Consider the following 26,100-nt stretch of genomic DNA (forward strand, 5'->3'; position numbering starts at 1 on the left):
TAATATGACTCGAACCGCACAGCTCACTTATCTTATTCATTATCTTGCGCCCGATAGGGTATTGCCGGAAAATGATGATGAAAAGCGCCAACTGCTGAGAGCATTGATGAATATTCGTCGACCGCAGCAAGAACATCCTGAATTTTTATGTATTCAAGATCAATTACTGCAAGAGGAAGTGAAGGTGAAAGGCGTTGTTACAATGCAAGATTTGTCTTCAATTCGACCGAATCTATATTTGTGGCAAGGAGATATCACTCGGCTACAGGTCGGGGCGATTGTGAATGCCGCCAATAATCAATTATTAGGTTGTTTTCAGCCGTTGCATCGCTGTATTGATAATGCCATTCATTCACAAGCCGGCTTGCAGCTGCGTCAGGCTTGTGCGCAGATCATACGTAGACAGGGACACCCTGAAGAGACCGGTGGAGCCAAAATAACGCCGGCCTATAATTTGCCGGCGGATTACGTCTTGCATACCGTCGCACCGATTATTTGTGGCGCATTGATGGAAAGTGATGAATTACTGCTGGCATCGTGTTACCGCACTTGCTTACAATTGGCATTACAACATGGCGTGACTTCCGTGGCATTTTGCTGTATCGGCACCGGAGAATTTCACTTCCCGAATCAAAGAGCGGCAGAGATTGCGATCAGGGAAGTAACCGCTTTTTTATCCGTAAATCCGACAATGCGGGTGATATTCAACGTATTCAAAGATCGGGATTTGGCTATTTATCAAACATTGTTGTCGTAAACGGCTTGGTAAACTGAATATGGGCGTTGCAATGGATTATTTGGGGGCAAGGACTAACTGGAACTAATTATATAAATATAATCCTCAGTTCATATTTGGAATGGCAAGTTGCGCTATTGGATTTGCCTTAATGACACTAATTATAAATTCTGCTCTGCTTTCAATGCATACTCATTTTTATCTTTTGTCTTAAATAAAAACGCATCAGTTGATTTTCTTAGTGTAGTATTTTTTATTCTGGGGTCAATTAGCAGTTTCTTTGTAAGTGAGTATTTGGGGTATACGATATCACTTATTTGTTCCGGTTTAGGGTGGGCTTCAATGTTTAGTGGCGAAACTTTTTATCTTAATGAAATAGAAAAAGGTAATGTTAAAAATAAAAATCAGGGGATAAGTTCTTTAGTCGTTTATTTATGTAATTTAATAGCATCATTTTCTGCCGGAATACTATTGATTGATGAAAATGGTTGGTATCTAGTTAATATTATAGCATTAATTATTTCATTTATTTATTATTATATATTTTAAATTGTAAAAATATATAAATTTTCATGGCTAAAATAAAACCTGCCGTCTGTAAAGATGGCAGGTTTCTTATTATACGAAATTTGATAATAAATCAGATTTCAGTGAATTATTCAGCAACGACATTTACCACTAATGAAGCAAATACTTCACCGTGTAATTGAAAACGAACATCATGTTCGCCAGTGGTACGCAATGGACCTTCTGACAGACGAACTTCGCTTTTCGCTACTTCAACACCGGCTGCGGTTACTGCTTCAGCAACATCACGCGGACCGATAGAACCGAACAGGCGACCTTCATCACCGGATTTAGAAGCAATGGTTACTGAACTCAGAGCTTCTAATTGTGCAGCGCGCGCTTGGGCAGAGGCTAATGCTTCTGCAACTTTTGCTTCTAATTCAGCACGACGTGCTTCGAAGTGTTCGATGTTCGCTTTGGTTGCCATAACTGCTTTTCCTTGCGGGATTAAGAAGTTACGCGCGAAACCGGCTTTAACGTTAACTTGGTCACCAACGTTGCCCAAGTGAACAATTTTATCTAAAAGAATAATTTGCATTACCGTATCCTCTCTTGATTACTGATGATTGTCAGTGTACGGTAACAACGCTAAATAGCGAGCGCGTTTGATAGCGCGAGCCAGTTGACGTTGGTACTTCGCACGAGTACCGGTAATACGGCTTGGAACAATTTTGCCGCTCTCTGTAATGTAGTTCTTTAACGTGGCGATATCTTTGTAATCGATTTCAACTACGTTTTCCGCTGTAAAACGGCAGAACTTACGACGACGGAAATAACGTGCCATGGGGCGAGTCTCCTAATCTATAAATTCGATTTGCTCGGCGTGTAAAACTAACTGACTGAGTCCGTTATGGCTTTTGTGTGTGGTTAAAAAACCGACCACTAAAAGTTTACTGCCGACCGTAATGCTTTGAGTTTGTTTAATTAATTGTGAGCCGCTGAGTGATACTGCAATGTTACACCATGCTTGCCGTGATAATCCGGCTTCGGTTTGTTGCGAACGGTGTCGCAGCATAAACCGGCAGTGCTCAATGCCGCTCGGGCTTTTATCTCGTCTGGGTTGAGAAATCACTTCTCCGACCATGCTCAGACGATTTTCAATTGTTAAATTACTCTTCGGCATCCTCATAATCGTTGTTTTCAACTTCAGCGGAAGCGCGACGTTCGTCTTTCGCTTTCACCATTGGGGACGCTTCTGTTACGGCGTGCTTAGTGCGCATAATTGCGTTACGCAGAACGGCGTCGTTGTAACGGAAAGTTGTTTCTAGCTCGTCGATTACTTCTTGCGGTGCTTCTACATTCATCAACACATAGTGCGCTTTATGTAGTTTGTTGATTGGATAAGCCAATTGACGGCGACCCCAATCTTCTAGACGATGAATCTGACCACCTGCTTCTTTGACAGAACCAGTATAGCGCTCGATCATGCCCGGAACTTGTTCGCTTTGGTCCGGATGAACCATAAAAACGATTTCGTAGTGACGCATTGCTGCTGCTCCTTACGGGTTAATCAGCCTCCGACGGTAGACCAGTCACCAATCTGCGGAAGCAAGGAACGAATATGGAATGTGACTGTAAGGCGCAAAATTATACCGAGATTGGAAGTGCGGTACAAGAATTATTTGGATTATTTTTTCGTCGGAAGCATTATTTTGATAACGCCGACTGAGCAGAGGCAAGCTTGGTGATAATAATGAGAAAAAACGAAAAGCCGCCCCTTCGGTTTTGCTTCGGGAAGCGGCTTATTTCGTGTGTTATCGGCAGATATTTCTAGCCGAAATTATGACGCTTTTTTGAAAATCAGCGAGCCGTTGGTGCCGCCGAAGCCGAAGGAATTGCACAAGGCGTATTCCATTTCGACTTTGCGTGCTTGGTTCGGCACCAGATCCAGCGTTACATTCGGATCCTGATTGTCCAGATTAATAGTCGGCGGCACGATTTGATCTTGCAGTGCTAAAACGGTGAAAATCGCTTCTACCGCACCGGCCGCACCCAATAAATGTCCGGTCATGGACTTGGTGGAGCTGACCAGAATGCTGTCTTTGTTGGCGGCAAATACCGTACTGATCGCAGTAGCTTCGGCGATATCGCCGGCAGGCGTCGATGTGCCGTGCGCATTGACGTAGCCTACTTGTTGCGGCTCGATTCGGGCATCTTGTACAGCATTTTGCATAGCCAGTGCGGCACCGGCACCGTTTTCCGGCGGAGAGGTCATGTGGTAGCCGTCACCACTCATACCAAAACCGACCAGTTCGGCATATATTTTGGCACCGCGTGCTTTAGCGTGTTCATACTCTTCCAGCACCATGACACCGGCGCCGTCGCCGAGTACGAAACCGTCACGATCAATATCCCAAGGGCGGCTTGCCGCTTGTGGATTGTCATTGCGGGTCGATAGGGCGCGAGCAGCGCCGAATCCGGCGATTCCCAGTGAGGTACTGGCTTTTTCCGCACCGCCGGCAAGCATTACGTCGGCGTCGCCGTAAGCGATCATTCGGGCGGCATGTCCGATATTGTGGACACCGGTGGTGCAGGCGGTAGCGATAGTGATGTTTGGTCCGTGCAATTTATAGTTAATCGATAAATGACCGGCGATCATATTGACAATGGTGGAGGGCACGAAGAACGGGCTGACTTTACGCGGGCCGCCTGCCACCAAGGCGGAGTGATTTTCTTCGATTAAGCCTAAGCCGCCGATACCGGAACCGATGGCAACACCGATACGTTGAGAATTTTCTTCCGTCACTTCCAAGGCGGAATCTTGAATGGCCTGTATGCCTGCGGCAATACCGTATTGGATAAACAAATCCATTTTTTTGGCATCTTTACGCGAGATGTACTCTTCGCTGTTAAAGCCTTTGACTTGTCCGGCAAATTTGGTGGTATGGTTGGATGTATCAAAATTTTCGATAAGGTTTATACCGCTCTTTCCTGCCAACAGGTTTTGCCAGGTTGAATTAACATCATTACCAAGCGGTGATAACATTCCCAAGCCAGTAACAACGACGCGACGTTTTGACATGAATATACTCCGAGTGGGAGGTTGAAAATGGTAATTTATTACAAATAACAGATATAATTTAGGCGGTCTGATAACCGCCTAAATCCAGAAGATTATTGATTATTTTGAACGTAATCAATTGCAGACTGCACAGTTGTGATTTTTTCGGCTTCTTCGTCAGGGATTTCGATATCGAACTCTTCTTCCAAAGCCATAACCAATTCAACTGTATCTAAAGAGTCGGCGCCCAAATCTTCAACGAATGAAGCTTCGGATTTCACTTCATCTTCTTTAACGCCTAATTGCTCAACAATGATTTTTTTTACGCGTTCTTCAATACTCATTTTTAAATTTCCTATGTTTTAAATTTCGCCACAGCGAGAGGTGAATATGGTATGTCCCGTTTAAACCGCTGTAATGTCCCGTTATCGGATACCAACCCGATTAAAAGGGTAATTACTCAAACAAAGACATACTATGACAAAATTTGGCTATATTCTTGTTTCTTGGAAAAGTCTATAACCAAGATTGTATACCGTTGCAGATTTTAGCATTAACCGAATGGCGTTGTCATGTATTTATCTTGATTCGTCGCATTTTGAGAGGCGAGAACGCGTAAAATACACCGCTCCAAACGGATTAATTCATGTAAAGTCCGCCGTTAACGTGCAATGTTGTTCCGGTGATATAGCCGGCGTCTTCAGACGCCAAAAAGGCAACGGCTTTGGCGATATCTTTCGCTTCCCCCAGTTTGCCGGCCGGGACATTGCTTAAAATGGATTGTTTTTGCTCTTCCGTCAGTGCATGGGTCATGTCGGTGGCGATAAAGCCCGGTGCAACCACATTGACCGTGATACCGCGGGAAGCCACTTCTTGTGCCAGTGCTTTGGAAAAGCCGATTAAACCGGCTTTTGCCGCGCAATAATTGGCCTGTCCCGGATTACCTGACGAACCGACAACGGAACCGATGGTGATGATTCGGCCGTAACGTTTTTTCATCATATTGCGCAGCATGGCTTTAGATAAATGGAAGACCGAGGTCAAATTGGTATCGATAATATCGTGCCATTCCTCTTCTTTCATTCGCATTAGTAAATTGTCGCGCGTGATACCGGCGTTGTTGACCAGAATATCGATCTCGCCGAATTCCGCTTTAATAGTCGCCAGTGTCTGTTCAATCGAGGCGATATCGGTTACGTTTAACATCAAGCCTTTACCGTTGTCGCCCAAATAGGCGGAAATCGCTTGTGCGCCGTTTTCACTGGTTGCCGTACCGATCACGGTCGCGCCTTTGGCGGCCAATTCTTCGGCAATAGCTTTACCGATACCGCGGCTGGCGCCGGTGACCAAAGCAATTTTTCCTTGCATAAGATATCCTCTTGTCCGATTAGTCTTGAATAAGTTCTGCAACCGCACTTAATGACGCATTGTCATTTACGGCATGTGCATCCAGTTCTTTATTGATGCGTTTGGTTAAACCGGTCAACACTTTATTCGGGCCGATTTCAAACAGCATTTGTATGCCGGCTGTCGCCATTTTGTCGACGCTTTCCGTCCAGCGAACCGGATTGTACAATTGGCGAACCAAGGCACTGCGGATCTCTTCGGCGGATTTTTCCTGTTTGACGTCAACATTGTTGATTACGGCAACCTGCGGTTTTTTGAAGGTGATCGATTCAAGGGTCACTGCCAATTGATCGGCCGCCGGTTTCATCAGTGCACAGTGTGAAGGTACGCTGACCGCCAACGGCAAGGCACGTTTGGCACCGGCCTGTTTACACAGTTCCGCAGCACGTTCGACCGCACTTTTATTGCCGGCAATCACAACTTGCCCGGGCGAGTTGAAATTGACGGCGGAAACCACTTCGCCTTGTGCCGCTTGTGCGCAGGCATCGATAATCGCTTGATTGTCCAGACCGATAATCGCATACATGGCGCCGGTTCCGGCGGGCACGGCTTTTTGCATTAAGCGGCCGCGCAATTCAACCAGTTTGACGGCTTCCTGAAAATCCAACACGCCGGCACAAACCAGTGCGGAAAATTCACCGAGGCTGTGACCGGCCATGATCTCAGGCTGCAATTCGGGATATTGCTGCTGCCATACGCGGTAAATCGCAACCGATGCGGTCAAAAGTGCGGGTTGGGTGCGCCAGGTTTGGTTCAATTCTTCGGCTTCGCCGTGTTGCACCAGATGCCACAAATCGTATCCCAGCGCATCGGAGGCCTGTTTAAAGGTTTCTTCGACAATCGGAAATTGAGCCGCCAACTCGGCTAGCATGCCGATAGCTTGCGAGCCCTGACCGGGAAAAACCATTGCAAATTTTTTCATATTACGTCCTTAATTTTACTTCTTTAAACTGTCGGCTAAAAGCGCACCAGCGCCGATCCCCACGTGAGACCGCCGCCGAAAGCTTCCATTAATACCAGCTGACCCCGCTTGATTCGTCCGTCACGCACCGCTTCATCCAAGGCGCTCGGAATACTGCCGGCAGACGTGTTTCCATGGCGATCAAGGGTGACGACCACTTGCGACATATCCATATCCAGTTTTTTGGCGGTTGCACTGATAATCCGCAAATTGGCTTGATGCGGCACCAGCCAGTCAATTGCTTTTTTGTCGAGATGATTGGCTTCCAGTGTTTCTTCCACTACGTTTGCCAATTGGCGTACGGCAATTTTAAAGGTTTCGTTGCCCTGCATGGTTAAATAGCTCGGCGAAGCTTCATGGCGGCTGCGTTTAGCGTTTTCCAGCACCAATACGTCGCCTTGGGTCGGATCGGAGTGCAGATGGGTGGAAAGTATACCCGCTTGTTCGCTGGCTTCCAGAATGACCGCACCCGCCCCGTCACCAAACAGAATGACCGTACCGCGATCCTGTTCGTCCAGGCTGCGCGAAAACAGATCGGCGCCGATAACCAAGGCTTTTTTCACCTGTCCGGTACGGATAAACTGATCGGCAACACTCAATGCATATACAAATCCTGAGCAGGCGGCGGCAATATCAAAGGCGACGGCGTCTTGAATGCCCAATTCTTTTTGAATCAGGCAGGCAGAGCTTGGAAAGGCATGGGAAGAACTGGTGGTTGCCACCAGAATCAAGTCGATCGTATTGACATCGATTCCGGCCATTTCAATACATTTTTTGGCGGCTTCGGTTCCCATGCTGGCAACGGTTTCGTCCGCAGCGGCAATCCGGCGTTCTTTGATACCGGTGCGAACACTGATCCATTCGTCTGACGTATCGACCATTTTTTCCAGATCGGCGTTGGTTCGGATCTGTTGCGGCAGGTAGCTGCCGGTGGATAAAATTTTACTAAACATAATCATCTCATGATGTGGATTATCAATAACTAACGATTTGCGGCACGTTATTTTTTTTCTAAACCCGCCAGAATTTTATTCGGAATGTCAGACCGCACTTGCCATGCCGCCTGCCGGATAGCATAAAGAAATGCCGCCTGATTGGCACTGCCGTGACTTTTCACCACGACCGCCGTCAGTCCCAGCAATGAAGCGCCGTTATATTTATCCGGGTTAAACTGACTTAATTGACCGGCATATTTCTTTAAAAGGTATTTGCCGCACGGAACAAGCAGTTTTTTTAGCCCGGATTTTATCCATGACGGACGGGCGTTGCGGTTTTTGAGCAATCCGAAAATATTTTTTGCCGTTCCTTCCAGTGTTTTTAAGGCAATATTACCGGCAAAGCCGTCACAGACGATGACATCGGCATGTCCGTTCAGCAGGTAGTTACCTTCAATATAACCGATATAGTTCAGCTGTGTCTGCTGTTGAATCAGCGCAGCGGCATCCCGAATATTTTTCAGCCCTTTTAATTCTTCTATGCCGATATTCAGTAAGGCTACACGCGGATAGACCAGATTAAAACTGTTTTCGGCAAAAATCGCCCCCATTTGTGCAAATTGCATTAATGTTTCGGCGGAGCAGTCGATATTAGCGCCTAAATCCAACATGATACTTTGTTTGCCGTCGATGGTCGGAATATTGGAAACCAAGGCGGGACGCTGAATGCCGGCTAACGGCTGTAACAGCACTTTGGCCAGCCCCATCAACACGGCGGTATCGCCGCCGCTGACACAGGCTTGCGCCCGTTTGTCACGCACCGCTTCGATGGCAAGGCGCATGGAGCTGCCTTTACTGTGCCGCAGCGCATGAGAAAGCCCTTGCTGGTTTTTGACCACGCGTTCGCAGTGATGCAGGCTGATTCGTTGGCGAAGATGATGTGGAATATTGGCGAGATAAGGTGACATTATCCGGCTGTCGCCAAACAACATAATATCCAGCATTGGATCTTGCTCCAACGCTTGCAGGCTTGCCGGGATAGTAATACGGGGACCAAAGTCCCCGCCCATCACATCTAACGCCAGGGTTAGACGATTCAATTGCTTACCTTAAAGAAACAGCAGTAATAAAAATTACTTGTTGATAACTTTACGGCCACGGTAGTAACCGTCGGCGGTTACATGGTGACGCAAATGGGTTTCGCCGGTTTCTTTATCGACGGAAACGGCAGCAGTAGTCAGGGCATCGTGGGAACGACGCATATCACGACGTGAACGAGATTTTTTGTTTTGTTGAACAGCCATTGGCCATACTCCTAAATTATTTTCGCTTTAAATTAGCTAATACAGCGAACGGGTTTGGTTTTTCTGCTTCAGCAGGCAATTTGCCAAAAACCTGTTCAGCCACGGACACTTCACAGTGTTCAGGGTCATGCATCGGAACCAGCGGCAAGGAAAGCATTAATTCGTCTTCCACTATATCCCGCAAATCTATTTCACCGAATTCGTTGAATTCTATCGGTTCGTAGATGTCAGGTAACACATCTGCCTGATCCATGTTGGACACCGGACTATAGCAAAAATCGCATTCCGATGTCACAGTAAAAGGCTTGTCGCAACGTTGACAAATCAGCTCTACTTCGACATCGGCGTGACCTTTAATCACCACCAGCCGTTGCGGATCGATTGAAAACGACAATGTAACTTGTGCATCGCTGAGCACACGACTGACCGACGTTTGCAGACGATCCAACTGGTTCGGCGCGTAGTAGCCTACATAATCCAAACGGCGCTGGGCATCTTTGACCGGATCGGCAGTCAGGGGAAGTTTAACCTTTTGCATAGGGTGCGCATATTAACTGTACAGACAAAAATAGTCAAAAGGAATTGTGCATTTTTGCCAAGTTTTTTTAATCGCGCGGCGGTATGGTGCAAACCGCACTTCGGGTTATGTCGAAATCCGCACTTACAGTGGCGTTGAAACTTGTTATAATCGCCGTTTATCGATCATATTACGACAACAGCAAGAGGCGACTTATGACAACAAAAACCGCACGGAACCGCACTTGGCAGCATCTGAAAGTAGCGTTTCAATATCTGGTGCCGCAATTTGCCCTGACCCGTTTAGCAGGCTGGTTTGCCGAAAAACAGTGGGGCGTAGTGACCCATTTGGCGATTAAATCTTTCAGCGCTAAATATCAAATTAATTTGCAGGAAGCGGAAAAAACCGAGGTTAATCAATATGCTTCGTTTAATGAATTTTTTATCCGTCCGTTAAAGGCGACAGCGCGGCCGATCGACCGTGATGAAAGTGCGGTCTGCTTTCCGGCAGACGGGGCAATCAGCGAGCTGGGCGAAATTAACAACGGACAGTTAATTCAGGCGAAAGGCCATTTTTTCAGTTTGTCCGATTTGTTGGCGCAAGACGGTGAATTGATCTCGCTGTTTGAAAACGGCAAATTCGTCACCACCTATTTATCACCGCGCGATTATCATCGGGTGCATATGCCGTGCGACGGCGTGCTGCGCAAAATGATTTATGTGCCGGGCGATCTGTTCTCGGTCAATCCGTTTCTGGCACAGCACATTCCTAATTTGTTTGCGCGCAATGAACGGGTGATCTGTTATTTTGATACCCCGTTCGGGGCGATGGTGCAGATTTTGGTCGGGGCGACGATTACCGCCAGTATCAGTACGGTTTGGGCCGGGATCATCAATCCGCCGCGCAGCGGCAAAATTCAGAGCCGGGAATATCTAAGCGAAGGGCATTCGGCGGTCAAACTAAAAAAAGGGGAGGAAATGGGCGCATTTCGTCTTGGTTCCACCGTGATCAATCTGTTCCAACAGGACGCAGTTGAATTTTTGGCTTCCTTGCAAGCCGGAAGTGCGGTGCAAATGGGCGCGGCGATGTCTCAAACATCACATGCCGCCTCCGCTACGCAACATTCATCAATTTAATTAATCAGATAAGGACGATTATGAGCGAGCAATTTTTTGCACAAGTACAGCTGGACACCACCGAACAACACGGCAGCTACGGCATCGGCTTACAAATGGGGCAACAATTGTTGCAAAGCGGATTAAATATCAGTGTGGAAGCGGTTGCTAAAGGCATTTATGATGCGATTCAACAAAATGCGCCGGCGGTAGAATTGCAGCAAGTCAGTGCAGCGCTGCAACAAATGCAGCAGCAGGCGAGTGAGTTGCAACAGGCGCAATTTAAAGAAATTGAACAAGCGGGCAAAGATTTTCTGGTTGAAAATAAAAAGGCCGCCGGGGTAAAAGAGACGGAAAGCGGTTTGCAATATGAAATTTTGGTTGAGGGCGACGGGGCTGTGCCGAGCCGTCAGGATCAAGTGCGGGTGCATTATACCGGTAGCTTGATTGACGGCACGGTATTCGACAGTTCGGTACAGCGCGGCCAGCCGGCGGAATTTCCGGTCAGCGGTGTGATCAGCGGTTGGGTGGAAGCGCTTTCCATGATGCCGGTCGGTTCGAAATGGCGTTTGACCATTCCGCAGCATCTGGCTTACGGCGAACGCGGTGCCGGCGCATCGATTCCACCGTTCAGTACGCTGATTTTTGAAGTGGAATTACTGGATATTCTGTAATTTATTCAGTTTAGAAAACGGAGGCAGCAATGCCTTCGTTTTTTTATCGCCGGAAATCGGCAATCGTTAGAAAAATGTTATCCGGAATGTATTTTTCTGCAATAGAAATGTAGTGGCTACCCCTTAATAGTGAGCTAAATCAAAACTTCATTACTTTACACTTGTTTGTAGAACGGGATTTTGTATCATAACCCCGATTATTCATTTTTTTACAAGGAAAAATATATGCTGTACTTGGAGTTTTTATTTCTCTTAATCATGCTCTATATCGGCAGCCGTTTCGGCGGTGTGGGCTTAGGAGTGGTTTCGGGAATCGGATTGTTGATCGAAGTGTTCGTGCTGCGTATGCCGCCGTCTTCGCCGCCGATTGACGTGATGCTGATTATTATCGCCGTCGTAACTTGTGCCGCCATTCTTGAAGCGGCGGGCGGTTTGAAATATATGCTGCAAATTGCCGAGCGGATTTTGCGCCGCAATCCGAAAATGGTCACGATTTTAGGGCCGTTGGTTACTTACATCATGACGTTGATGTTGGGAACCGGCCATGCGGTTTACACCATTATGCCGATTATCGGCGATGTGTCGCTGAAAAACGGCATTCGTCCGGAGCGTCCGATGGCGGCGGCTTCGGTCTCTTCGCAATTGGGGATTACCGGTAGTCCGATTTCTGCCGCAGTGGTTTACTATTTGACCCAGATTGTCGAATTACCGGGATATGAACACGTTACGTTATTAAGTATCGTTGCCGTGACCATTCCGGCAACATTGGCGGGGGTTATTGCCATGTCGCTTTACAGTTTGCGTCGCGGTAAAGATTTAAAAGATGATCCCGAATATCAGCGTCGCCTGAAAGATCCTGTCTGGAGCGATCGTATCGCCAATACCACGAGCACAACCCTGAATGAAGTGCTGCCGAGTTCTGCCCGCAATGCGGTGTTATTGTTTATTTTGGCGTTGGCTGTCATCGTTGTCGTGGCGATTTTCCCTGAAGTCAGAACGATTGGCGAAAGCAAAGCCATTTCAATGGGAATTATCATTCAGATGATGATGTTGGCGTTCGGCGGGATTATTTTGATTACCACGAAAACCAATCCGCAAACCGTGCCGAACGGCGTGGTGTTTAAATCCGGTATGGTGGCGATGATTGCGATTTTCGGGATTGCCTGGATGAGTGACACCTATTTCCAATATGCAATGCCGTCATTCAAGGCGGGCGTGACCGAAATGGTGGAAGCTTATCCGTGGACATTTGCTTTCGCCCTGTTTGCGGTGTCGGTGGTGATCAACAGCCAAGCGGCAACCGGACGTATGATGTTGCCGGTCGGTTTGGCAATCGGTTTGCCGGCGCCGTTGTTAATCGGGCTGCTGCCTGCAACTTACGGTTACTTCTTTATCCCGAATTACCCGTCCGATATTGCCACGGTTAACTTTGACGTAACCGGCACGACGAAAATCGGTAAGTACTACTTTAACCACAGTTTCATGGTGCCGGGGCTTATCGGCGTTGTGGTTGCCTGTTTTGTCGGTTATACGTTGGCATACGCGATTATCTAAGAGCGGATCCATTCAGCCAAAACGCAAAGTGCGGTTTCTAAAAGAAACCGCACTTTTGTTATCAGATAGATTCTAAGGATTGGCGATTTCTTCAACTAAAAATCAACGCATCATTCGGCATCTCACGAATTTTTTGCGGTAAATCGCCGTTCATTCCCAAGGCTTGCGCCATCAATTGATCTTTTACCATCGGCAAATGGTTGGTGAGGTTCATGCCGACACCACGCAGCAGTTTTTTCAACGGATTGCTGCCGTTAAACAGGGATTTGAAGCCCTGCATGGCGGCCAGCATTTTTACTGCCTCGCTTTTGCGCCAGCGTTCATAATGGCGCAGGTGGTACAATTCGCCGATGTCATTGTCTTGCAACAGGTTTTTTTCGATTTCCTGCGCCAGTGCCATTGCGTCCATAAACCCCAGATTGACGCCCAAACCGGCGAGCGGGTGAATGGTGTGGGCGGCGTCGCCGACCAAGGCAATGCGATTTTTGGCAAAATCACGTGCATAACGGGCGGTGAGCGGAATGGCATGGCGTTGCCCGACTAATTTGCATAAGCCTAAATGATTGTCGAATGCCACAGTCAGCGCTTTATTAAACTCGATTTCATTCATGTTCAGGTGTTGCTCGGCAAGTTCAGGCGGCTGTGACCAGACAATCGAGCATAAGTGCGGTTGGTGTAACGGCAAAAATGCCAGAATCGAATCATGGCTGAAAATCTGGCGTGCGGTATTCAAGTGCGGTTCGGCGGTTTCGACATTGCACACTAGTGCGCTGTGGCCGTAGTCACGGAAATTCAGCGGAATATCCGCCTGTTGCCGCAGCCAGGAATGGGCGCCGTCGGCACCGATCAATAATTTCGCCGTCAGTAGCGAACCGTCTTCCAGTGTCAGGACGGCGCATTGTTGATTGCCGACCGCACTTTTCGGTTTGCCGCCGATAATGTCGACATTCGCTTGCCGCGACACTTTTTGCCATAATTGGTGGCGAATCAGATGATTTTCGATAATATAACCCAATTGATCCAACCCCAGGGAATCGCTGTGAAACCGTATATTGGCGAAACTGTCTTTTTCCCAGACCGCCATCTGTCGGTAAGCGCAACAACGCCCTTGTATTAACGCCGGCCAGAGACCAAACTGTTGCAGCATTTTTTGGCTGGACAGATTCAGCGCACTCACCCGATGCGTGACGGTTTGTAGGGATTGGCTATCGGGCGGATTGGCTTCAATGACGGCGATATTGCACGGCGCATTTTCCAGCGCTGCCGCCACAGCCAAACCGACCATGCCGCCCCCGATAATGATGATGTCCGTATTTTTCATTTATGTTGTCCAGCCCAGAGTAGGTTTAATAAAATGTTGCCGCAACGGTGTGAAATGCGAGAGTGTCAGCAAACCCACGTTACGGGCAAACTGAAACGGCAGCAGATCGTTGGCGAAAATATTGACTAGACTGTCGGTCAGGTTGATCATGCGGGTTTGATCGGTTTGCCGCTGCTGTTGATAGCGCTGTAACACCGCACTTGAGCCGAGATCCTGCCGTTGTTGTGCCGCTTCGCTTAACACGCTTGCCAAAGTGGTGACATCACGCAAGCCCAAGTTGAAGCCTTGTCCCGCAATCGGGTGTAAGGTTTGCGCCGCATTGCCGATTAAGACCAAGCGATGATGAATCGGGCTGTCGGATTTTTGCAGCTTGAGCGGATAGGCGATGCGTTTGCCGACCTGTTCAAAACGCCCCAAACGCCAGCCGAATTGTTGTTGTAATTGTTGTAAAAAGTGCGGTTCATCAAGTGCCAGCAACATATCGGGTTGTTTCACGCACCATACCAGTGACAGTAAACCGTTTTTCAGCGGTAATAATGCCAGCGGCCCTTGTGCGGTGAAGCGCTCGAAGGCTTGTCCGTTATGCGGTTGGCTGCTTTTGACATTGGCGATAACCGCACTTTGCCCATAATCGCTTAAGGTTTGATAGCGGATGCCGCATTGTTTGCCTATGGCGGATTGGTTGCCGTCGGCAGCGGTTAACAGTGCGGTTTGCAGTCGGGTTCCGTCGCTTAGGGTTAATTGCACGTTATCCGCTTGACGCTGCAACGCTGTGACGGTCGCCGGTGCGATGTAGTCAATTTGCGGCTGTTTGCCGATGGCGGCGAGCAGTATTTTTCCCATCGAGGCAAGTTCAATGACAATTCCGAGCCGGCTTAAATTCATTTCCTGCGCCGAGAGATTGACAAGCCCGGAATGCCCTTGATCGGAAATATGAATTCGGCTGATGGCCTCCGTCATTGGTTCGATTTTTTGCCATAAGCTGGATTGGCTGCCAAAGGCGATGCGGTGTAATCTCCGGCAGCTGCCGTGCGACAGCGCAATACTGCGGGCGTCAAAACCGCACTTTTGTGTAGACGGTGAATTTTTTTCAGCGGGTGTTTTCTCGATAACGGCAATGCGAAAATCAGGCAGCTGCTGCGCCAATGCCAGCGCCAAACAGCAGCCGCTCATCGCGCCGCCGACAATCACCAGATCGTAATGTTGCACTTGCATTGCAGTTATCCTCTTGTCGTCAGGTTTTTGTCTGCATCAGAATTTCAATTTCATCAATCTCTTTCGGCACGGCGCTGGTCAGCACCTTGTTGCCGTATTCGGTAATCAGAATATTGTCTTCTATCCGCACACCGATGCCTTTGTATTGGGCGGGAATATCCAGTTTCTCGCTCAGATACAGCCCCGGCTCGACGGTCAGTACCATGCCGACGTCTAAAGTGCGGTTGCGGTTTGTGCCGTAATCTCCGACGTCGTGCACATCGAGACCGAGCCAATGCCCTAAGCCGTGCATATAGAACGGTTTGTAGGCTTGTTGTTCGAGCAGCGCTTCTATCTCGCCGTGCAAAATACCGAGTTTTACTAAGCCGGCAAGCTTGATTTTCAATACTTCTCGATTGACTTGTTCAAGACTGGCGCCCGGCACCAGCAGTTCAATCGCACGTTTTTGCGCTTGCAAGACGATTTCATAAACCGCCCGTTGGGCTGTGCTGAATTGTCCGTTGATCGGGAAAGTGCGGGTAATATCGCCGGCATACATCGCAAATTCGCAGCCGGCATCAATTAACAGCAAATCGCCGTCTTTCAGCAGCTGATCGTTTTCGGTGTAATGCAAAATACAGGCATTTTCGCCGCCGGCAACAATGCTGTTATAAGCGGCAAAACGTGCACCGTGGCGGTTGAATTCGTGCAGCATTTCGCTTTCCAGTTCATATTCATAGCGGTTTGGGCGGGTTTGCTGCATGGCACGCAAATGCGCCAGTGCTGAGATTTGCCCGGCTTGTTGCAACAACGCCACTTCGTGTTCCGATTTGAACAGGCGCATTTCGTCCAATATCGGGCGCCAGTCAATCAGTTGCGGCGGAGCGTGAAAGCCTTGTCGCTGATGTTGACGTGCATAACGCACGGCTTGCCGCACAATGCGGTCGCCCCATGGTTGTAAGTCATCGGCGTGATAAAGTGCGGTTGTCGGCAGTCGTTTCGGCAGTTCGTGCTGAATGTCGTCAATGGAGTAGGCGCAGTCTACCGCAAGTGCGGTCGGCGCTTGCGCCACGCCGAGGCGACGGCCGTTCCAAGTCTCCATCAGCGGATCGGCGGGGCGTACAAAAACCGCACTTTCATGTTTGCCGTTTTGCGTCGACAGCAGCAGGACGGCATCCGGCTCGTTAAAACCGGTCAGATACCAAAAATAGCTGTCTTGGCGAAACGGGTAGCTACTGTCGGCATTGCGTGTTTTCTCTTGCGCTGAAAAAACAATCAGGGCGCTGTTTTCCGGTAATTGCGCCAGTAGGCGCTGGCGACGTTGCTGAAATTCACTGTCGGGCAATTTTGCCAAGTAGGTTAAATCCATGTTATACCGCACTTTTGCTTAATGAATGGTCTGTTTTGCCGGCGGATTGTGCAGATTGAATTCCGTATAGAAAAACATTGCAATGGCACGCACATATTCGGTTACTTCGGTCAGCGCGCCGTCCAGCTCTTCGGGATCGTCGTCTTCGTCATAGCCCAGATTGGCAATGTCGTTTAAATCGGTCAAGGCTTCGCCGATCTCTTCGCCTTCTTTGTCGAGTTCCGGTTTTGCCAGCGCCAGCCCGAGCAAAAAATGGCTGACCCATTCCGACAGCGAATCGGCACGACTGAAAACACTCTGTTCGTCCAAGAAGATTTCAAAGGCGAATTCTTCGTCGCTGAATTGATCTTGAATGTGTTGATACAGTTCTTCCACTTTTTTCAGTAATTCGCTCGGATAAGCGTGGCCGTCGTGGGTAAATTGATAAGTCAGGGCTTTCCAGTTGCCTTCTTGTACGCCGCCGCTTTGTAATCCGCTGAGGAAACCGTGTAATTCGGCGGCATTCATGCCGATTTGGTGGGTTTGTAGTTGCTGATTGAATTGTCGATAGTCTAGATTGCTTGCTGTCATGGTTTTCTTCCTGATAAATTGTGCTTTATTTTAGCACTCAAAGCGAATGACGACCAACAAAACTCGCTTTGGCTATGGTGAAAATTGCAGACTGTGGCATAATAATCGGTACTTTTTTATAAAGATGTATCAGCGAATCAACGGGGTCAGCAGATGTCTAAAAATATAGAACTCCATATTTTTGGTCAGGTTTTACGATTAAATTGTCCGGAAGAACAGCAGGCGGCACTGCGTGAAGCCGCTTCTCAGCTGGAAGCACGGGTTGGAGAATTGAAAGAGCGCACCGGCATTTTGCAGATGGATCGTATTTTGTCGATTGTGGCATTGAATTTAACCTTTGAACTACAGCAGGAAAAGCAAAAAAGTTCACAACAAGATACGTTGATGACACGGATTCAGCAGTTGGACGATTCGTTAAGCCATGCGCTGGCGGAAATCGGTAATGATATGCAAATTTTAGACAGATAGTCTTAAAAATGTGCGGCCGAACACATTATCACGTTGTAACACTGGTACTTTTTGGCAAAGTAGGCTAGTATTCAGATAACAAATTTCCTGGGGTGTACGTCAGCGGATTAAGTCCCTGAGCCGATACTTAAATTTTATTGAGTCGGTCCCCCACTGTCGGTGTGCAAGCTCAGCTCGACTGAGAAGCCTTAAGGCGGTATGACTGGCTCCCTTGAACCGTAGGGTTCAAGGACCGATTATTCGCAACGGCACTCCGGGTTCCTTTCCTCCATCTACTCAGATTTTCAGCTATGGCAATGTCCGCTATCAGTATTCGGCAACAACGACAAAACCTCCGTCGGCAGATGCGTGAAAAACGCTTACAATTAAGCCCGGAGCAGCAGCGTCGGGCGGAAAGTGCGGTTTGCGAGCAAGCGTTGCGATTGATTGAGCGGCATCGGGCAGAAACGATTGCGCTGTATCTGGCGTTTAACGGCGAAATCTCAACCGCACTTTTAATCGAAAAATTGTGGCGACAAGGTAAAACCGTCTGTTTGCCGCGTTTGCATCCGTTTGTGGACGGGCATTTGCTGTTTTTCCGCTATCTGCCGGATTCAGTGTTACAACCCAATCAATTTTCGATTCCTGAACCGCTGTTAGACATTACCGCACTGATACCGCAATCCGAATTAGACATGGTTTTTACGCCGTTGGTCGCATTTGACCGACAGGGTAACCGCTTAGGCATGGGCGGCGGTTTTTATGACCGCACTTTGCAGGACTGGCAACAGAAACAGTCGCAGAAACATTTTATTCCGGTCGGGCTGGCGCATCAATGTCAGCAAGTAGAGCGCTTGCCGGTTGAAAGTTGGGATGTGCCGTTAAGGACGATTTTGGTCGGTTAGCATCGAATGGCGCCCTAAAGCGCCGTGCTTAATTCGAAACCAATGCTGAAAATTCTTCTTCCGACAATACCTGAACGCCTAATTGTTGTGCTTTGCCGAGCTTAGAACCGGCGTTCTCACCGGCAATCAGATAATCGGTTTTGCCCGATACGCTGCCGCTGACTTTACAGCCCAATTGTTGCAGATAGGCTTTTGCCTGATCGCGGGTCATGTGGGTCAAGGTGCCGGTGAGTACCACATTTTTCCCTTTTAACGGATTGTCGCCAATTTCTTTCTCTTCAATTTTATCCCAGTGAATGCCTTGTGCCAGCAGATCGTCGACTACACTGACATTGTGCTCTTCCTGCCAGAACAGATAAATCCGCATGGCGACCACTTCGCCGACATCCTGTACCGCTTTCAGCTGCTCTTGATCAGCGTGGCGAATTGCCTTAAGCGTTTTAAAATAATTGGCCAGATTTTGAGCGGTCGCTTCACCGACATCACGGATACCTAAAGCAAAAATAAAACGGGCAAGGGTGGTTTTTTTCGCTTTTTCAAGGCTGTTCAACGCATTTTGTGCCGATTTTTCGCCCATACGTTCCAAGCGCATCAGGGTTGTTTTATCGAGACGAAACAGATCGGCAGGCGTGTGTAACAATTCGCGATCAACCAATTGTTCAATCAGCTTATCACCCACGCCGTCGATATCCAGTGCTTTGCGCGAGACAAAATGTTTTAAGGCTTCTTTGCGTTGTGCATCGCAAAATAAGCCGCCGGTACAACGGGCGACCGCTTCGCCGTCAATCCTAACGATGGCGGAATCGCAAACCGGACAGGTTTCAGGAAACACAATCGGTTTGGCATCGGCAGGGCGGCGTTCCAACATGACACCGGTAATTTGCGGGATCACATCGCCGGCACGGCGGATAATCACCGTATCGCCGATAGCCACCCCCAGACGTGCGATTTCATCGCCGTTATGCAGGGTGGCGTTGCTGACGGTGACGCCGGCAACAAAAACCGGTTCTAGTTTGGCGACCGGGGTAATCGCACCGGTGCGTCCGACTTGAAATTCAACGTCTTTTAATAAGGTTAGCTGTTCTTGTGCCGGAAATTTGTAGGCAATCGCCCAACGCGGTGCTTTGGCGACAAAACCTAACCGCATTTGCAGGTCGATTTGATTGATTTTCAGCACTGTGCCGTCAATGTCGTAACCGAGCGTTTCACGCTTGAGGGCGATATTCCGATAATAGTCCAAGACGGCTTGTCCCCCTTGGTAAAGGCGGATTTCAGGATTAATCGGAATGCCGATCGATTTCAGCCATTGTAGGCGGTCATAATGCGTATCGGGCAAGTCGACACCTTCTGAAATGCCGATACTGTAAGCATTCAGCATTAAATGGCGCTGGCGGGTGATTTTCGGGTCAAGCTGGCGCAACGAACCTGCCGCCGCATTGCGCGGGTTGGCGAACGTTTTTTGACCGTGTTGCCGCGCATTTTGATTGAGTTGTTCAAAAGCATGATGCGGCATAAACACTTCGCCGCGCACTTCCAGACGGGCGGGCGGATTATCGGTCAGCAGTTGTAGCGGAATATTGCGAATGGTACGAATATTACCGGTGATGTCTTCGCCGGTGGTACCGTCGCCGCGGGTAGCGGCTTGGGTCAATATGCCGTTGAGATATAGAATACTGACCGCCAAACCGTCCAGTTTCGGCTCGCAACAAAATGTCAACGCTTCGGTATGCCCCAACCGCTCTTGAATACGGCGTTCAAACGCATAAAAATCCTCATCGGAAAACGCATTATCCAGCGATAACATCGGTAATTCGTGGGTAATCTGTCGGAAACCGGCAAGCGGTTTGGCGCCGACACGCTGGGTCGGGGAATCCGGGCTGATCCATTCCGGATGCTCGGCTTCCAATTGTTTTAACCGATTCAGCAGGCGATCGTATTCACTGTCGGGAATTTGCGGCTGATCCAGCACGTGATACAGATATTCATGATGTCGAAGCTGTTGTCTGAGTTGTTGGATTTGCTGCAAAGCGGATGGTGTATTCATGATTCTTCGATTCCAAAAAATACCGCACTTTGCGTGGAAAGTGCGGTCAGGGTTAAGGCGTTTAATAATCGTTGCGTTTAGCTGATCAAACTTAAGTAATGGTTTTTGCTCTGTTCATTAAACGGCTGTCGTTTGTCGTCCAGTACCTGCCCGTTTAATTGTTCCGCCAGCGTTTGTGCGGCGCGTAACAATAAGCGAAAGTTGGCCAAATCGCTGCCCGGCGACGGCAGGTGCATAAACAAAACCAAGCCGACGCTACGGAAATCCGCAATATTGTTTAAATCAAAAATGCCCGGATTCATCATGTTGGCGGCACTGAACAGGATAGGCGAATTACCGTCCAAATCTAAATGGCGGTGATACAGACTATGCTGCCCGAACAGGAAGCCGAGGCTTTCCAATGATTGAATAATCTGTGTGCCGGCGAAGCTCTGTCCGTTCGGTGCGACCACATATAAGACCAGTGTTTGCGGTTTTTCTGCGGTTACCGTTGGTGTTTGCTCGGTATCGGACTGCGGTTGTCGGGTTTGCGGGTCTGGATTCAGACTGGCACGAATACTTTCGGCGGCCGTGGTTGGAGCGGAGACGGTTTCTGTCGCCATGGTATCGGATAGCGGCTGCCGAATGTGCTGTTCGGGATTCAGGCGGGTGCGAATATTTTCGGCCGCGGTGGTCGGTGTTGAGGGTGTGTCGGTTATCGATTGCGAGACGTTAACATGACTTTGCTGGGTTGCCCTTGCCAGTTCTTCTCGCAGGATATCTGAAGAGGTGTTGATGCCTTCTTCACTGTCGAGTTCCTGTTCCAAATCGGCGATCGTGCGGTTTAATAAGGCGGAACGGGAGAGAGATTCCGCACTGACCGCACTTGACGCTTGCTCGACCTCATTGTATTGTGCCGCAGCTTGTGGGGGCAGGGTGATACGGATGTTGTTTACAGCCTGTTCGACCGACACTTGCGGCTGGGGCGGTTGCGCAACGGTTTGCGCTTGCGGCGGCGCAGCGTTTTCGCTTGTCGCGGCAGATATTTCATCTTGCATATTCTGATTTTGAATGACCGAGGCGGTTGTGCCCGTGCCGGGAACACGATCCAGTAAATCTTGCCCTTCCGTGCGGGAATCATAGGTGAAGGTGTTGGCTGATTTAAACATCTGTGATTTTTCCCGCCGGCTCGACCAGAGCCCGTGAGCCACGAGAATCACCAAAATAAGTACGATGAGAATAATTAAAATAATATGTAAATCCATTATGAACCTATTTCTTTTAAAGTTGCCCCGGGGTACATAAACTCTCGCAGATATTCAGGAAAGCAAACAACATCTACAGATAGAGATTGATTCTGTTTTCGGTAGCTTATCATATTTTTTCGTCAAGTGAAGATGTTATCCTTGAAATCGGCACGGATAATCAATATTTGCTTTGCATCGGACACTCCCTTATAGTGGGAAAAAATGAACTGAAAAGACAGGAAATTTTATGTTTCAATCTGAATTTAAACAAGGGCTTGAATATTTTTTGCGCGGCTGGCATTTGATCACCCGCCCGGGTTTGCGCCGCTTTGTGGTGATGCCGATTCTGATCAATATCGTGCTACTGGTGGCGGTATTTTGGTTAATGTTGGGGCAAATCGGCAGTCTGGCGACATGGGCGGTCAGCTTTGTGCCGTCATGGTTGGATTGGTTGAGCTATCTTATTTACGGCTTGGCGATTATCACGGTTCTGATTGTGTTTTTCTTTATCTTTAATTTATTGGCGGGCTTTATTGCGGCCCCGTTTAACGGCATTTTAGCGGAAAAAGTGGAAAGAATGCTGACCGGGGAAGACAGTGACGAGATGGGGATGCTGGATCTGGTGAAAGATACGCCGCGGATTCTGCTGCGTGAGTGGCAAAAATTTGCTTACGCTTTCCCGAAATTTATCGGTTTGTTTATCCTCAGTTTTATTCCGGGAGTCGGGCAAACGCTGATTCCGCCGCTATTTTTTCTGTACGGTGCTTGGATGGCGGCGATTCAGTATTGCGATTACCCGTTTGACAATCATAAGATTGCGTTTCGGCAAATGCGCTACCAACTGGCGGAAAAGCGGAACTTGAATTTGACGTTCGGCGGATTGGTGTCGATCTGTACTTTTATTCCGTTTTTGAATTTTATTATTATTCCGGTGGCGGTTTGCGGTGCAACCGCACTTTGGGTCGATCATTACCGCCCTGTGTCAACGGCGGATAACGGGGAACGGACAGCGTGGGGCGGAACGCCGGCAACGCGCACTTCGACCGAGGTTGGCACGCGTCGCGGCACGGATTTATCGCGATAAATAACCGTCAGTTATAAAGTATAACGATAAACCATTAATTTTTTATATTAAAAGCGATTATGCTGTCGGCATGATTTTGTAGTTTACCGTGTATATTTCTGACAACACCGAGAGGTTAATATGACAATTTTTGCAGATAATTCCCAAACAATCGGCAACACCCCTTTAGTCCGTTTAAAGCATTTCGGCAACAACGGCAATTTGCTTGCCAAAATCGAATCGCGTAATCCGAGCTTCAGCGTAAAATGCCGTATCGGCGCCAACATGGTATGGCAGGCAGAGCAAGACGGAACATTGACCAAAGAAAAAGAAATTGTCGACGCCACCAGCGGCAACACCGGGATTGCCTTGGCATTCGTGGCAGCGGCACGCGGTTATAAAATTACCTTAACCATGCCGGAAACCATGAGCTTGGAGCGCAAACGGTTATTGAAAGGCTTGGGTGTGAATCTGGTGTTGACGGAAGGCGCAAAAGGCATGAAAGGGGCGATTGCCAAAGCAGAAGAAATCGCCGCTTCCGATCCGAACCGTTATATCATTTTAAAACAATTCGAAAATCCGGCGAACCCGGCGATTCACCAAAAAACCACCGGCCCTGAAATCTGGAATGCAACCGAAGGCAAGATCGATGTCTTGGTTGCGGGTGTCGGAACCGGCGGAACCATAACCGGTGTCAGCCGTGCGATTAAACAGGATTTCGGTAAAGCGATTGTGTCGGTTGCGGTCGAGCCGACCGAATCTCCGGTGATTACCCAAACCCGTAACGGTGAAGACGTCAAACCGGGGCCGCATAAAATTCAGGGCATCGGTGCCGGTTTTATTCCGAAAAATTTGGACTTGGATTTGGTGGATCGTGTTGAAACCGTAGACAGTGAAACCGCCATTGCAACGGCACGCCGCTTAATGGCGGAAGAAGGGATTTTAGGCGGCATTTCATCCGGTGCGGCCGTTGCCGCCGCCGATAAAATCGCCAAATTGCCGGAATTTGCCGATAAGTTGGTGGTGGTGATTCTGCCGTCGGCTTCCGAGCGTTATTTGAGTACCGCACTTTTCGACGGTATCGAAGCCTGATAGTACATCGTAATAGGATTTGAACCCCGATGAACTCTATCGGGGTTTTTTATTATCGAAAATATGTAAATAAAATAAATTTTCTGATCTTTTTATGTTGATTCAATGTTACATTATGTAACCGATTATCGTTTTTTGCTTTTTTTATGATTGACTACTGTGGAATTAGGCATAAAATCAGCAACGATTCATATTGATTTGATAATTAATTTATCAATAAAAATATGGGTAAGATTTTTGTTCCGTTTTTATTAACCAACCTATTCAGGAAAGTAAATTATGTCAGGTTTATTTGCACAAACTGATCCGACACGTCGTCGTTATGGCGTAGCGATTTTTGTCGGTATCATTGCCGGTATTATCTCTGCATTTGTAAAATGGGGAGCCGAGCATCCGTTTCCGCCGCGCAGTCCGATTGATTTATTCGTTTCTGCCTGTCAGGATCCGTCACAAGCGTTGGAAGTCTGTTCCCGCGCCTTTTTGAACCCGCCGCACGTTTTCTTGCGTGACTATATCGGCATTGATCCGACACAAGCCGTATTTACCTTTGCGGATCATGGATTCAACTGGATTGGCGTAACCCACATGATTTTCTCGCTGGTATTTGCTATCGGTTACTGTATCGTGGCGGAGCGTTTCCCTAAAATCAAATTCTGGCAGGGTATCGGCGCCGGTATTATCGCTAACATTTGCGTTCACTACATTACTTTCCCGTTATTGGGCTTGACACCGCCGGTGGCAGAGTGGCCGATGTATGAACACGTTTCCGAACTGGTGGGGCATATTTTCTGGTTCTGGACAATCGAGGTTATCCGTCGTGATCTGCGTAACCGCATTACCCACGAACCGGATGCGGAAGTGCCGCTGAACACGCCGTTCCGTTAATCGATTCGATAATATGTGAAAATAAAAAATCCGGCGCAAAGGCCGGATTTTTACTTAATGGTTTTCAGTATATTCAGCGGATAGGTGGTTTGGTTAAAATAATCTTCAATCGATTTTGCCACTAATGGGCTTCGTGCGCCTTGCCCTGTTTGGCGGATATAGCGTTGAAATTCCGAATAACTCAGCCATAAACCCCGTGTAATATCGCTGTCGTGAGGCGTGATTTCGCAGCAGTGATCCAGCTCCAGTACGAAGGTAAAACGCAGAAAATCAGTATCGCTTAGCGGCGCGCGCCATTGGTATATCTTTAATAATGAATCCGGCATAACATCTTGAATACCGGTTTCTTCCCATAGTTCACGCAACATTGCTTCGATCAGGGTTTCGTCTTTTTCCAAATGTCCGGCAGGTTGGTTCAGTGTTAAAATGCCGTTATCCCATTCTTCGACAAATAAAAATTTATTTTGGCAATGGACAACGCAGGCTACGGTTATATTCGGTTTATGCATAGGATTTCACGGTTTGAGGGGGAATTTCATCTGGTTGAACAACCGCACTTTCTCTGATTCACTTAATGTGCGGTATGTACCGCTGGCTAAATTTTGCAGGTTGAAGCCGGCAATATCGACACGAATCAGGCGCAGAGTCGGGAAACCGATATGTGCGGTCATTCGCCGCACTTGGCGGTTGCGACCTTCATAAATCTGTAATTCCAGCCACGCCGTCGGAATCTGTTTGCGTTCACGAATCGGCGGTATACGTTGCCACAGCTTGGCGGGTTCTGCGATTAACCGCACATTGGCCGGCAAGGTTTTGCCGTCCTTCAGTTCCACGCCTTGGCGCAACGCCTCAAGTGCGGTTTCGTCAGGGATATTTTCCACTTGCACCCAATAGGTTTTAGCCTGTTTAAAGGTCGGATTGCTCAAACGGTGCTGCAGTTGCCCGTTGTTGGTCAGCAGTAACAGCCCCTCGCTGTCGCGATCCAGCCGTCCGGCTGGGTAAATATCGCTAATCGGAATATAGTCTTTCAGGGTTTTGCGCTGTTGTCCGTCACTAAATTGGGTTAACACATCAAACGGCTTATTGAATAAAATCACTTGGGTTTGTTCGAAGGTCAGCGGCACGCTACGGCGAGCTTGCCGTTTGTTTGCTACTTTTGTGGTGCGGTTGCGGAAAGTGCGGTTTACAGTATTGGGTTTCGGCATAATGTTAA

At 48.3% G+C, this 26,100-nt stretch carries 30 protein-coding genes and 1 other RNA gene; 11 read left to right on the forward strand and 20 right to left on the reverse strand.

Annotated elements, in window-relative coordinates; genetic code table 11:
* Positions 1 to 4: 4 nt before the first annotated feature.
* Both OA57_RS10315 and OA57_RS12640 read left to right on the forward strand, forming a co-directional pair.
* Positions 5 to 757, forward strand: coding sequence for a protein-ADP-ribose hydrolase (locus OA57_RS10315; RefSeq protein WP_034617366.1), 753 nt, complete (start codon positions 5 to 7; stop codon positions 755 to 757).
* A gap of 108 nt (positions 758 to 865) precedes the next feature.
* Entirely contained in the window at positions 866 to 1,285 is a 420-nt protein-coding gene (locus OA57_RS12640; RefSeq protein ID WP_152596749.1) for a hypothetical protein, read from the forward strand.
* A gap of 106 nt (positions 1,286 to 1,391) precedes the next feature.
* On the opposite strand, the gene rplI is transcribed toward OA57_RS12640, so the two are convergent.
* From rplI to yceD, 12 genes are all read right to left on the reverse strand, one after another.
* Positions 1,392 to 1,841: a 50S ribosomal protein L9 gene (gene rplI, locus OA57_RS10320; RefSeq protein WP_034617369.1), complete on the reverse strand. Its 450-nt coding sequence runs from the start codon at positions 1,839 to 1,841 to the stop codon at positions 1,392 to 1,394.
* An 18-nt stretch (positions 1,842 to 1,859) separates the two neighbouring features.
* A complete protein-coding gene (gene rpsR, locus OA57_RS10325; RefSeq protein WP_005759927.1) occupies positions 1,860 to 2,087 on the reverse strand; it encodes a 30S ribosomal protein S18 in 228 nt (75 codons plus the stop codon).
* A 12-nt stretch (positions 2,088 to 2,099) separates the two neighbouring features.
* Positions 2,100 to 2,426 carry a primosomal replication protein N gene (gene priB / locus OA57_RS10330; RefSeq protein WP_034617380.1) on the reverse strand — a complete coding sequence of 109 codons (327 nt, stop codon included), beginning with the start codon at positions 2,424 to 2,426 and terminating at the stop codon, positions 2,100 to 2,102.
* A complete protein-coding gene (rpsF, locus tag OA57_RS10335; RefSeq protein ID WP_034617382.1) occupies positions 2,413 to 2,790 on the reverse strand; it encodes a 30S ribosomal protein S6 in 378 nt (125 codons plus the stop codon). The genes priB and rpsF overlap by 14 nt, the downstream gene beginning before the upstream one ends.
* Before the next feature lie 293 nt (positions 2,791 to 3,083).
* Positions 3,084 to 4,325, reverse strand: coding sequence for a beta-ketoacyl-ACP synthase II (fabF, locus tag OA57_RS10340; protein WP_034617384.1), 1,242 nt, complete (start codon positions 4,323 to 4,325; stop codon positions 3,084 to 3,086).
* 92 nt (positions 4,326 to 4,417) lie between these two features.
* Positions 4,418 to 4,648, reverse strand: coding sequence for an acyl carrier protein (acpP, locus tag OA57_RS10345; protein WP_034617387.1), 231 nt, complete (start codon positions 4,646 to 4,648; stop codon positions 4,418 to 4,420).
* 295 nt (positions 4,649 to 4,943) lie between these two features.
* Complete coding sequence (fabG, locus tag OA57_RS10350) at positions 4,944 to 5,672, reverse strand: 3-oxoacyl-ACP reductase FabG (protein WP_034617390.1); 729 nt, start codon at positions 5,670 to 5,672, stop codon at positions 4,944 to 4,946.
* Between the two features lie 19 nt (positions 5,673 to 5,691).
* Complete coding sequence (fabD, locus tag OA57_RS10355; RefSeq protein WP_034617392.1) at positions 5,692 to 6,633, reverse strand: ACP S-malonyltransferase; 942 nt, start codon at positions 6,631 to 6,633, stop codon at positions 5,692 to 5,694.
* 35 nt (positions 6,634 to 6,668) lie between these two features.
* Positions 6,669 to 7,625, reverse strand: a complete 957-nt coding sequence (locus OA57_RS10360) for a beta-ketoacyl-ACP synthase III (RefSeq protein WP_034617394.1) — start codon at positions 7,623 to 7,625, stop codon at positions 6,669 to 6,671.
* A gap of 47 nt (positions 7,626 to 7,672) precedes the next feature.
* Positions 7,673 to 8,707 (reverse strand): phosphate acyltransferase PlsX, encoded by a 1,035-nt coding sequence (plsX, locus tag OA57_RS10365; RefSeq protein ID WP_034617397.1) that lies wholly within the window; start codon positions 8,705 to 8,707, stop codon positions 7,673 to 7,675.
* A gap of 33 nt (positions 8,708 to 8,740) precedes the next feature.
* Positions 8,741 to 8,911 (reverse strand): 50S ribosomal protein L32, encoded by a 171-nt coding sequence (rpmF, locus tag OA57_RS10370; RefSeq protein WP_034617399.1) that lies wholly within the window; start codon positions 8,909 to 8,911, stop codon positions 8,741 to 8,743.
* A gap of 16 nt (positions 8,912 to 8,927) precedes the next feature.
* On the reverse strand, positions 8,928 to 9,449 hold the full coding sequence (yceD, locus tag OA57_RS10375) for a 23S rRNA accumulation protein YceD (RefSeq protein WP_034617402.1): 522 nt from the start codon (positions 9,447 to 9,449) through the stop codon (positions 8,928 to 8,930).
* A gap of 194 nt (positions 9,450 to 9,643) precedes the next feature.
* On the opposite strand from yceD, the gene asd reads away from it, so the two are divergent.
* From asd to OA57_RS10390, 3 genes are all read left to right on the forward strand, one after another.
* Positions 9,644 to 10,564 (forward strand): archaetidylserine decarboxylase, encoded by a 921-nt coding sequence (gene asd / locus OA57_RS10380; RefSeq protein ID WP_052122473.1) that lies wholly within the window; start codon positions 9,644 to 9,646, stop codon positions 10,562 to 10,564.
* 20 nt (positions 10,565 to 10,584) lie between these two features.
* Complete coding sequence (locus tag OA57_RS10385) at positions 10,585 to 11,217, forward strand: FKBP-type peptidyl-prolyl cis-trans isomerase (protein WP_034617405.1); 633 nt, start codon at positions 10,585 to 10,587, stop codon at positions 11,215 to 11,217.
* 225 nt (positions 11,218 to 11,442) lie between these two features.
* Entirely contained in the window at positions 11,443 to 12,771 is a 1,329-nt protein-coding gene (locus OA57_RS10390; protein WP_034617408.1) for an anaerobic C4-dicarboxylate transporter, read from the forward strand.
* Positions 12,772 to 12,862: 91 nt separating this feature from the next.
* On the opposite strand, the gene OA57_RS10395 is transcribed toward OA57_RS10390, so the two are convergent.
* The 4 genes from OA57_RS10395 to OA57_RS10410 are packed head-to-tail and all read right to left on the reverse strand — an operon-like array spanning position 12,863 to position 17,225.
* Positions 12,863 to 14,092 (reverse strand): FAD-dependent monooxygenase, encoded by a 1,230-nt coding sequence (locus OA57_RS10395; RefSeq protein ID WP_034617411.1) that lies wholly within the window; start codon positions 14,090 to 14,092, stop codon positions 12,863 to 12,865.
* Positions 14,093 to 15,307, reverse strand: coding sequence for a 2-octaprenyl-6-methoxyphenyl hydroxylase (ubiH, locus tag OA57_RS10400; protein ID WP_034617414.1), 1,215 nt, complete (start codon positions 15,305 to 15,307; stop codon positions 14,093 to 14,095).
* A 19-nt stretch (positions 15,308 to 15,326) separates the two neighbouring features.
* Positions 15,327 to 16,655 carry a Xaa-Pro aminopeptidase gene (gene pepP, locus OA57_RS10405; RefSeq protein ID WP_034617417.1) on the reverse strand — a complete coding sequence of 443 codons (1,329 nt, stop codon included), beginning with the start codon at positions 16,653 to 16,655 and terminating at the stop codon, positions 15,327 to 15,329.
* A gap of 18 nt (positions 16,656 to 16,673) precedes the next feature.
* On the reverse strand, positions 16,674 to 17,225 hold the full coding sequence (locus OA57_RS10410) for a UPF0149 family protein (protein ID WP_034617420.1): 552 nt from the start codon (positions 17,223 to 17,225) through the stop codon (positions 16,674 to 16,676).
* A 153-nt stretch (positions 17,226 to 17,378) separates the two neighbouring features.
* Here OA57_RS10410 and OA57_RS10415 point away from each other — a divergent pair, with 153 nt between their 5' ends.
* The 3 genes from OA57_RS10415 to OA57_RS10420 all read left to right on the forward strand — a co-directional run bounded on the left by OA57_RS10415 (position 17,379) and on the right by OA57_RS10420 (position 18,577).
* Entirely contained in the window at positions 17,379 to 17,693 is a 315-nt protein-coding gene (locus OA57_RS10415; protein WP_034617422.1) for a cell division protein ZapA, read from the forward strand.
* Between the two features lie 81 nt (positions 17,694 to 17,774).
* Positions 17,775 to 17,957: non-coding RNA, 6S RNA (gene ssrS / locus OA57_RS12440), on the forward strand.
* Positions 17,958 to 17,989: 32 nt separating this feature from the next.
* Positions 17,990 to 18,577 (forward strand): 5-formyltetrahydrofolate cyclo-ligase, encoded by a 588-nt coding sequence (locus OA57_RS10420; protein WP_034617577.1) that lies wholly within the window; start codon positions 17,990 to 17,992, stop codon positions 18,575 to 18,577.
* A gap of 28 nt (positions 18,578 to 18,605) precedes the next feature.
* Here OA57_RS10420 and ligA read toward each other — a convergent pair whose 3' ends face one another.
* Both ligA and zipA read right to left on the reverse strand, forming a co-directional pair.
* Entirely contained in the window at positions 18,606 to 20,621 is a 2,016-nt protein-coding gene (gene ligA, locus OA57_RS10425) for an NAD-dependent DNA ligase LigA (protein WP_034617424.1), read from the reverse strand.
* 77 nt (positions 20,622 to 20,698) lie between these two features.
* Positions 20,699 to 21,769 carry a cell division protein ZipA gene (gene zipA, locus OA57_RS10430; protein WP_161788348.1) on the reverse strand — a complete coding sequence of 357 codons (1,071 nt, stop codon included), beginning with the start codon at positions 21,767 to 21,769 and terminating at the stop codon, positions 20,699 to 20,701.
* A 325-nt stretch (positions 21,770 to 22,094) separates the two neighbouring features.
* Here zipA and cysZ point away from each other — a divergent pair, with 325 nt between their 5' ends.
* From cysZ to OA57_RS10445, 3 genes are all read left to right on the forward strand, one after another.
* Positions 22,095 to 22,931, forward strand: coding sequence for a sulfate transporter CysZ (cysZ, locus tag OA57_RS10435; protein WP_034617430.1), 837 nt, complete (start codon positions 22,095 to 22,097; stop codon positions 22,929 to 22,931).
* Positions 22,932 to 23,051: 120 nt separating this feature from the next.
* Positions 23,052 to 24,002 carry a cysteine synthase A gene (gene cysK, locus OA57_RS10440; protein ID WP_034617431.1) on the forward strand — a complete coding sequence of 317 codons (951 nt, stop codon included), beginning with the start codon at positions 23,052 to 23,054 and terminating at the stop codon, positions 24,000 to 24,002.
* A gap of 279 nt (positions 24,003 to 24,281) precedes the next feature.
* Positions 24,282 to 24,887 carry a YagU family protein gene (locus OA57_RS10445; RefSeq protein ID WP_034617433.1) on the forward strand — a complete coding sequence of 202 codons (606 nt, stop codon included), beginning with the start codon at positions 24,282 to 24,284 and terminating at the stop codon, positions 24,885 to 24,887.
* 50 nt (positions 24,888 to 24,937) lie between these two features.
* On the opposite strand, the gene OA57_RS10450 is transcribed toward OA57_RS10445, so the two are convergent.
* Both OA57_RS10450 and OA57_RS10455 read right to left on the reverse strand, forming a co-directional pair.
* A complete protein-coding gene (locus OA57_RS10450) occupies positions 24,938 to 25,396 on the reverse strand; it encodes an NUDIX hydrolase (protein ID WP_034617435.1) in 459 nt (152 codons plus the stop codon).
* 6 nt (positions 25,397 to 25,402) lie between these two features.
* Positions 25,403 to 26,092 (reverse strand): pseudouridine synthase, encoded by a 690-nt coding sequence (locus tag OA57_RS10455; RefSeq protein ID WP_034617438.1) that lies wholly within the window; start codon positions 26,090 to 26,092, stop codon positions 25,403 to 25,405.
* Between the last annotated feature and the right edge of the window lie 8 nt (positions 26,093 to 26,100).

The sequence above is a fragment of the Chelonobacter oris genome (genome assembly GCF_000772535.1).
GTDB classification, from domain to species: Bacteria; Pseudomonadota; Gammaproteobacteria; order Enterobacterales; family Pasteurellaceae; genus Chelonobacter; species Chelonobacter oris.

Excerpts from the sequence above, each read along its gene's own strand:
- OA57_RS10315 (WP_034617366.1), top strand. The coding sequence starts at position 5 with ATGACTCGAACCGCACAGCTCACTTATCTTATTCATTATCTTGCGCCC.
- rplI (WP_034617369.1), bottom strand. The coding sequence starts at position 1,841 with ATGCAAATTATTCTTTTAGATAAAATTGTTCACTTGGGCAACGTTGGT.
- rpsR (WP_005759927.1), bottom strand. The coding sequence starts at position 2,087 with ATGGCACGTTATTTCCGTCGTCGTAAGTTCTGCCGTTTTACAGCGGAA.
- priB (WP_034617380.1), bottom strand. The coding sequence starts at position 2,426 with ATGCCGAAGAGTAATTTAACAATTGAAAATCGTCTGAGCATGGTCGGA.
- rpsF (WP_034617382.1), bottom strand. The coding sequence starts at position 2,790 with ATGCGTCACTACGAAATCGTTTTTATGGTTCATCCGGACCAAAGCGAA.
- fabF (WP_034617384.1), bottom strand. The coding sequence starts at position 4,325 with ATGTCAAAACGTCGCGTCGTTGTTACTGGCTTGGGAATGTTATCACCG.
- acpP (WP_034617387.1), bottom strand. The coding sequence starts at position 4,648 with ATGAGTATTGAAGAACGCGTAAAAAAAATCATTGTTGAGCAATTAGGC.
- fabG (WP_034617390.1), bottom strand. The coding sequence starts at position 5,672 with ATGCAAGGAAAAATTGCTTTGGTCACCGGCGCCAGCCGCGGTATCGGT.
- fabD (WP_034617392.1), bottom strand. The coding sequence starts at position 6,633 with ATGAAAAAATTTGCAATGGTTTTTCCCGGTCAGGGCTCGCAAGCTATC.
- OA57_RS10360 (WP_034617394.1), bottom strand. The coding sequence starts at position 7,625 with ATGTTTAGTAAAATTTTATCCACCGGCAGCTACCTGCCGCAACAGATC.
- rpmF (WP_034617399.1), bottom strand. The coding sequence starts at position 8,911 with ATGGCTGTTCAACAAAACAAAAAATCTCGTTCACGTCGTGATATGCGT.
- yceD (WP_034617402.1), bottom strand. The coding sequence starts at position 9,449 with ATGCAAAAGGTTAAACTTCCCCTGACTGCCGATCCGGTCAAAGATGCC.
- asd (WP_052122473.1), top strand. The coding sequence starts at position 9,644 with ATGACAACAAAAACCGCACGGAACCGCACTTGGCAGCATCTGAAAGTA.
- OA57_RS10385 (WP_034617405.1), top strand. The coding sequence starts at position 10,585 with ATGAGCGAGCAATTTTTTGCACAAGTACAGCTGGACACCACCGAACAA.
- OA57_RS10390 (WP_034617408.1), top strand. The coding sequence starts at position 11,443 with ATGCTGTACTTGGAGTTTTTATTTCTCTTAATCATGCTCTATATCGGC.
- OA57_RS10395 (WP_034617411.1), bottom strand. The coding sequence starts at position 14,092 with ATGAAAAATACGGACATCATCATTATCGGGGGCGGCATGGTCGGTTTG.
- ubiH (WP_034617414.1), bottom strand. The coding sequence starts at position 15,307 with ATGCAAGTGCAACATTACGATCTGGTGATTGTCGGCGGCGCGATGAGC.
- pepP (WP_034617417.1), bottom strand. The coding sequence starts at position 16,655 with ATGGATTTAACCTACTTGGCAAAATTGCCCGACAGTGAATTTCAGCAA.
- OA57_RS10410 (WP_034617420.1), bottom strand. The coding sequence starts at position 17,225 with ATGACAGCAAGCAATCTAGACTATCGACAATTCAATCAGCAACTACAA.
- OA57_RS10415 (WP_034617422.1), top strand. The coding sequence starts at position 17,379 with ATGTCTAAAAATATAGAACTCCATATTTTTGGTCAGGTTTTACGATTA.
- OA57_RS10420 (WP_034617577.1), top strand. The coding sequence starts at position 17,990 with ATGTCCGCTATCAGTATTCGGCAACAACGACAAAACCTCCGTCGGCAG.
- ligA (WP_034617424.1), bottom strand. The coding sequence starts at position 20,621 with ATGAATACACCATCCGCTTTGCAGCAAATCCAACAACTCAGACAACAG.
- zipA (WP_161788348.1), bottom strand. The coding sequence starts at position 21,769 with ATGTTTAAATCAGCCAACACCTTCACCTATGATTCCCGCACGGAAGGG.
- cysZ (WP_034617430.1), top strand. The coding sequence starts at position 22,095 with ATGTTTCAATCTGAATTTAAACAAGGGCTTGAATATTTTTTGCGCGGC.
- cysK (WP_034617431.1), top strand. The coding sequence starts at position 23,052 with ATGACAATTTTTGCAGATAATTCCCAAACAATCGGCAACACCCCTTTA.
- OA57_RS10445 (WP_034617433.1), top strand. The coding sequence starts at position 24,282 with ATGTCAGGTTTATTTGCACAAACTGATCCGACACGTCGTCGTTATGGC.
- OA57_RS10450 (WP_034617435.1), bottom strand. The coding sequence starts at position 25,396 with ATGCATAAACCGAATATAACCGTAGCCTGCGTTGTCCATTGCCAAAAT.
- OA57_RS10455 (WP_034617438.1), bottom strand. The coding sequence starts at position 26,092 with ATGCCGAAACCCAATACTGTAAACCGCACTTTCCGCAACCGCACCACA.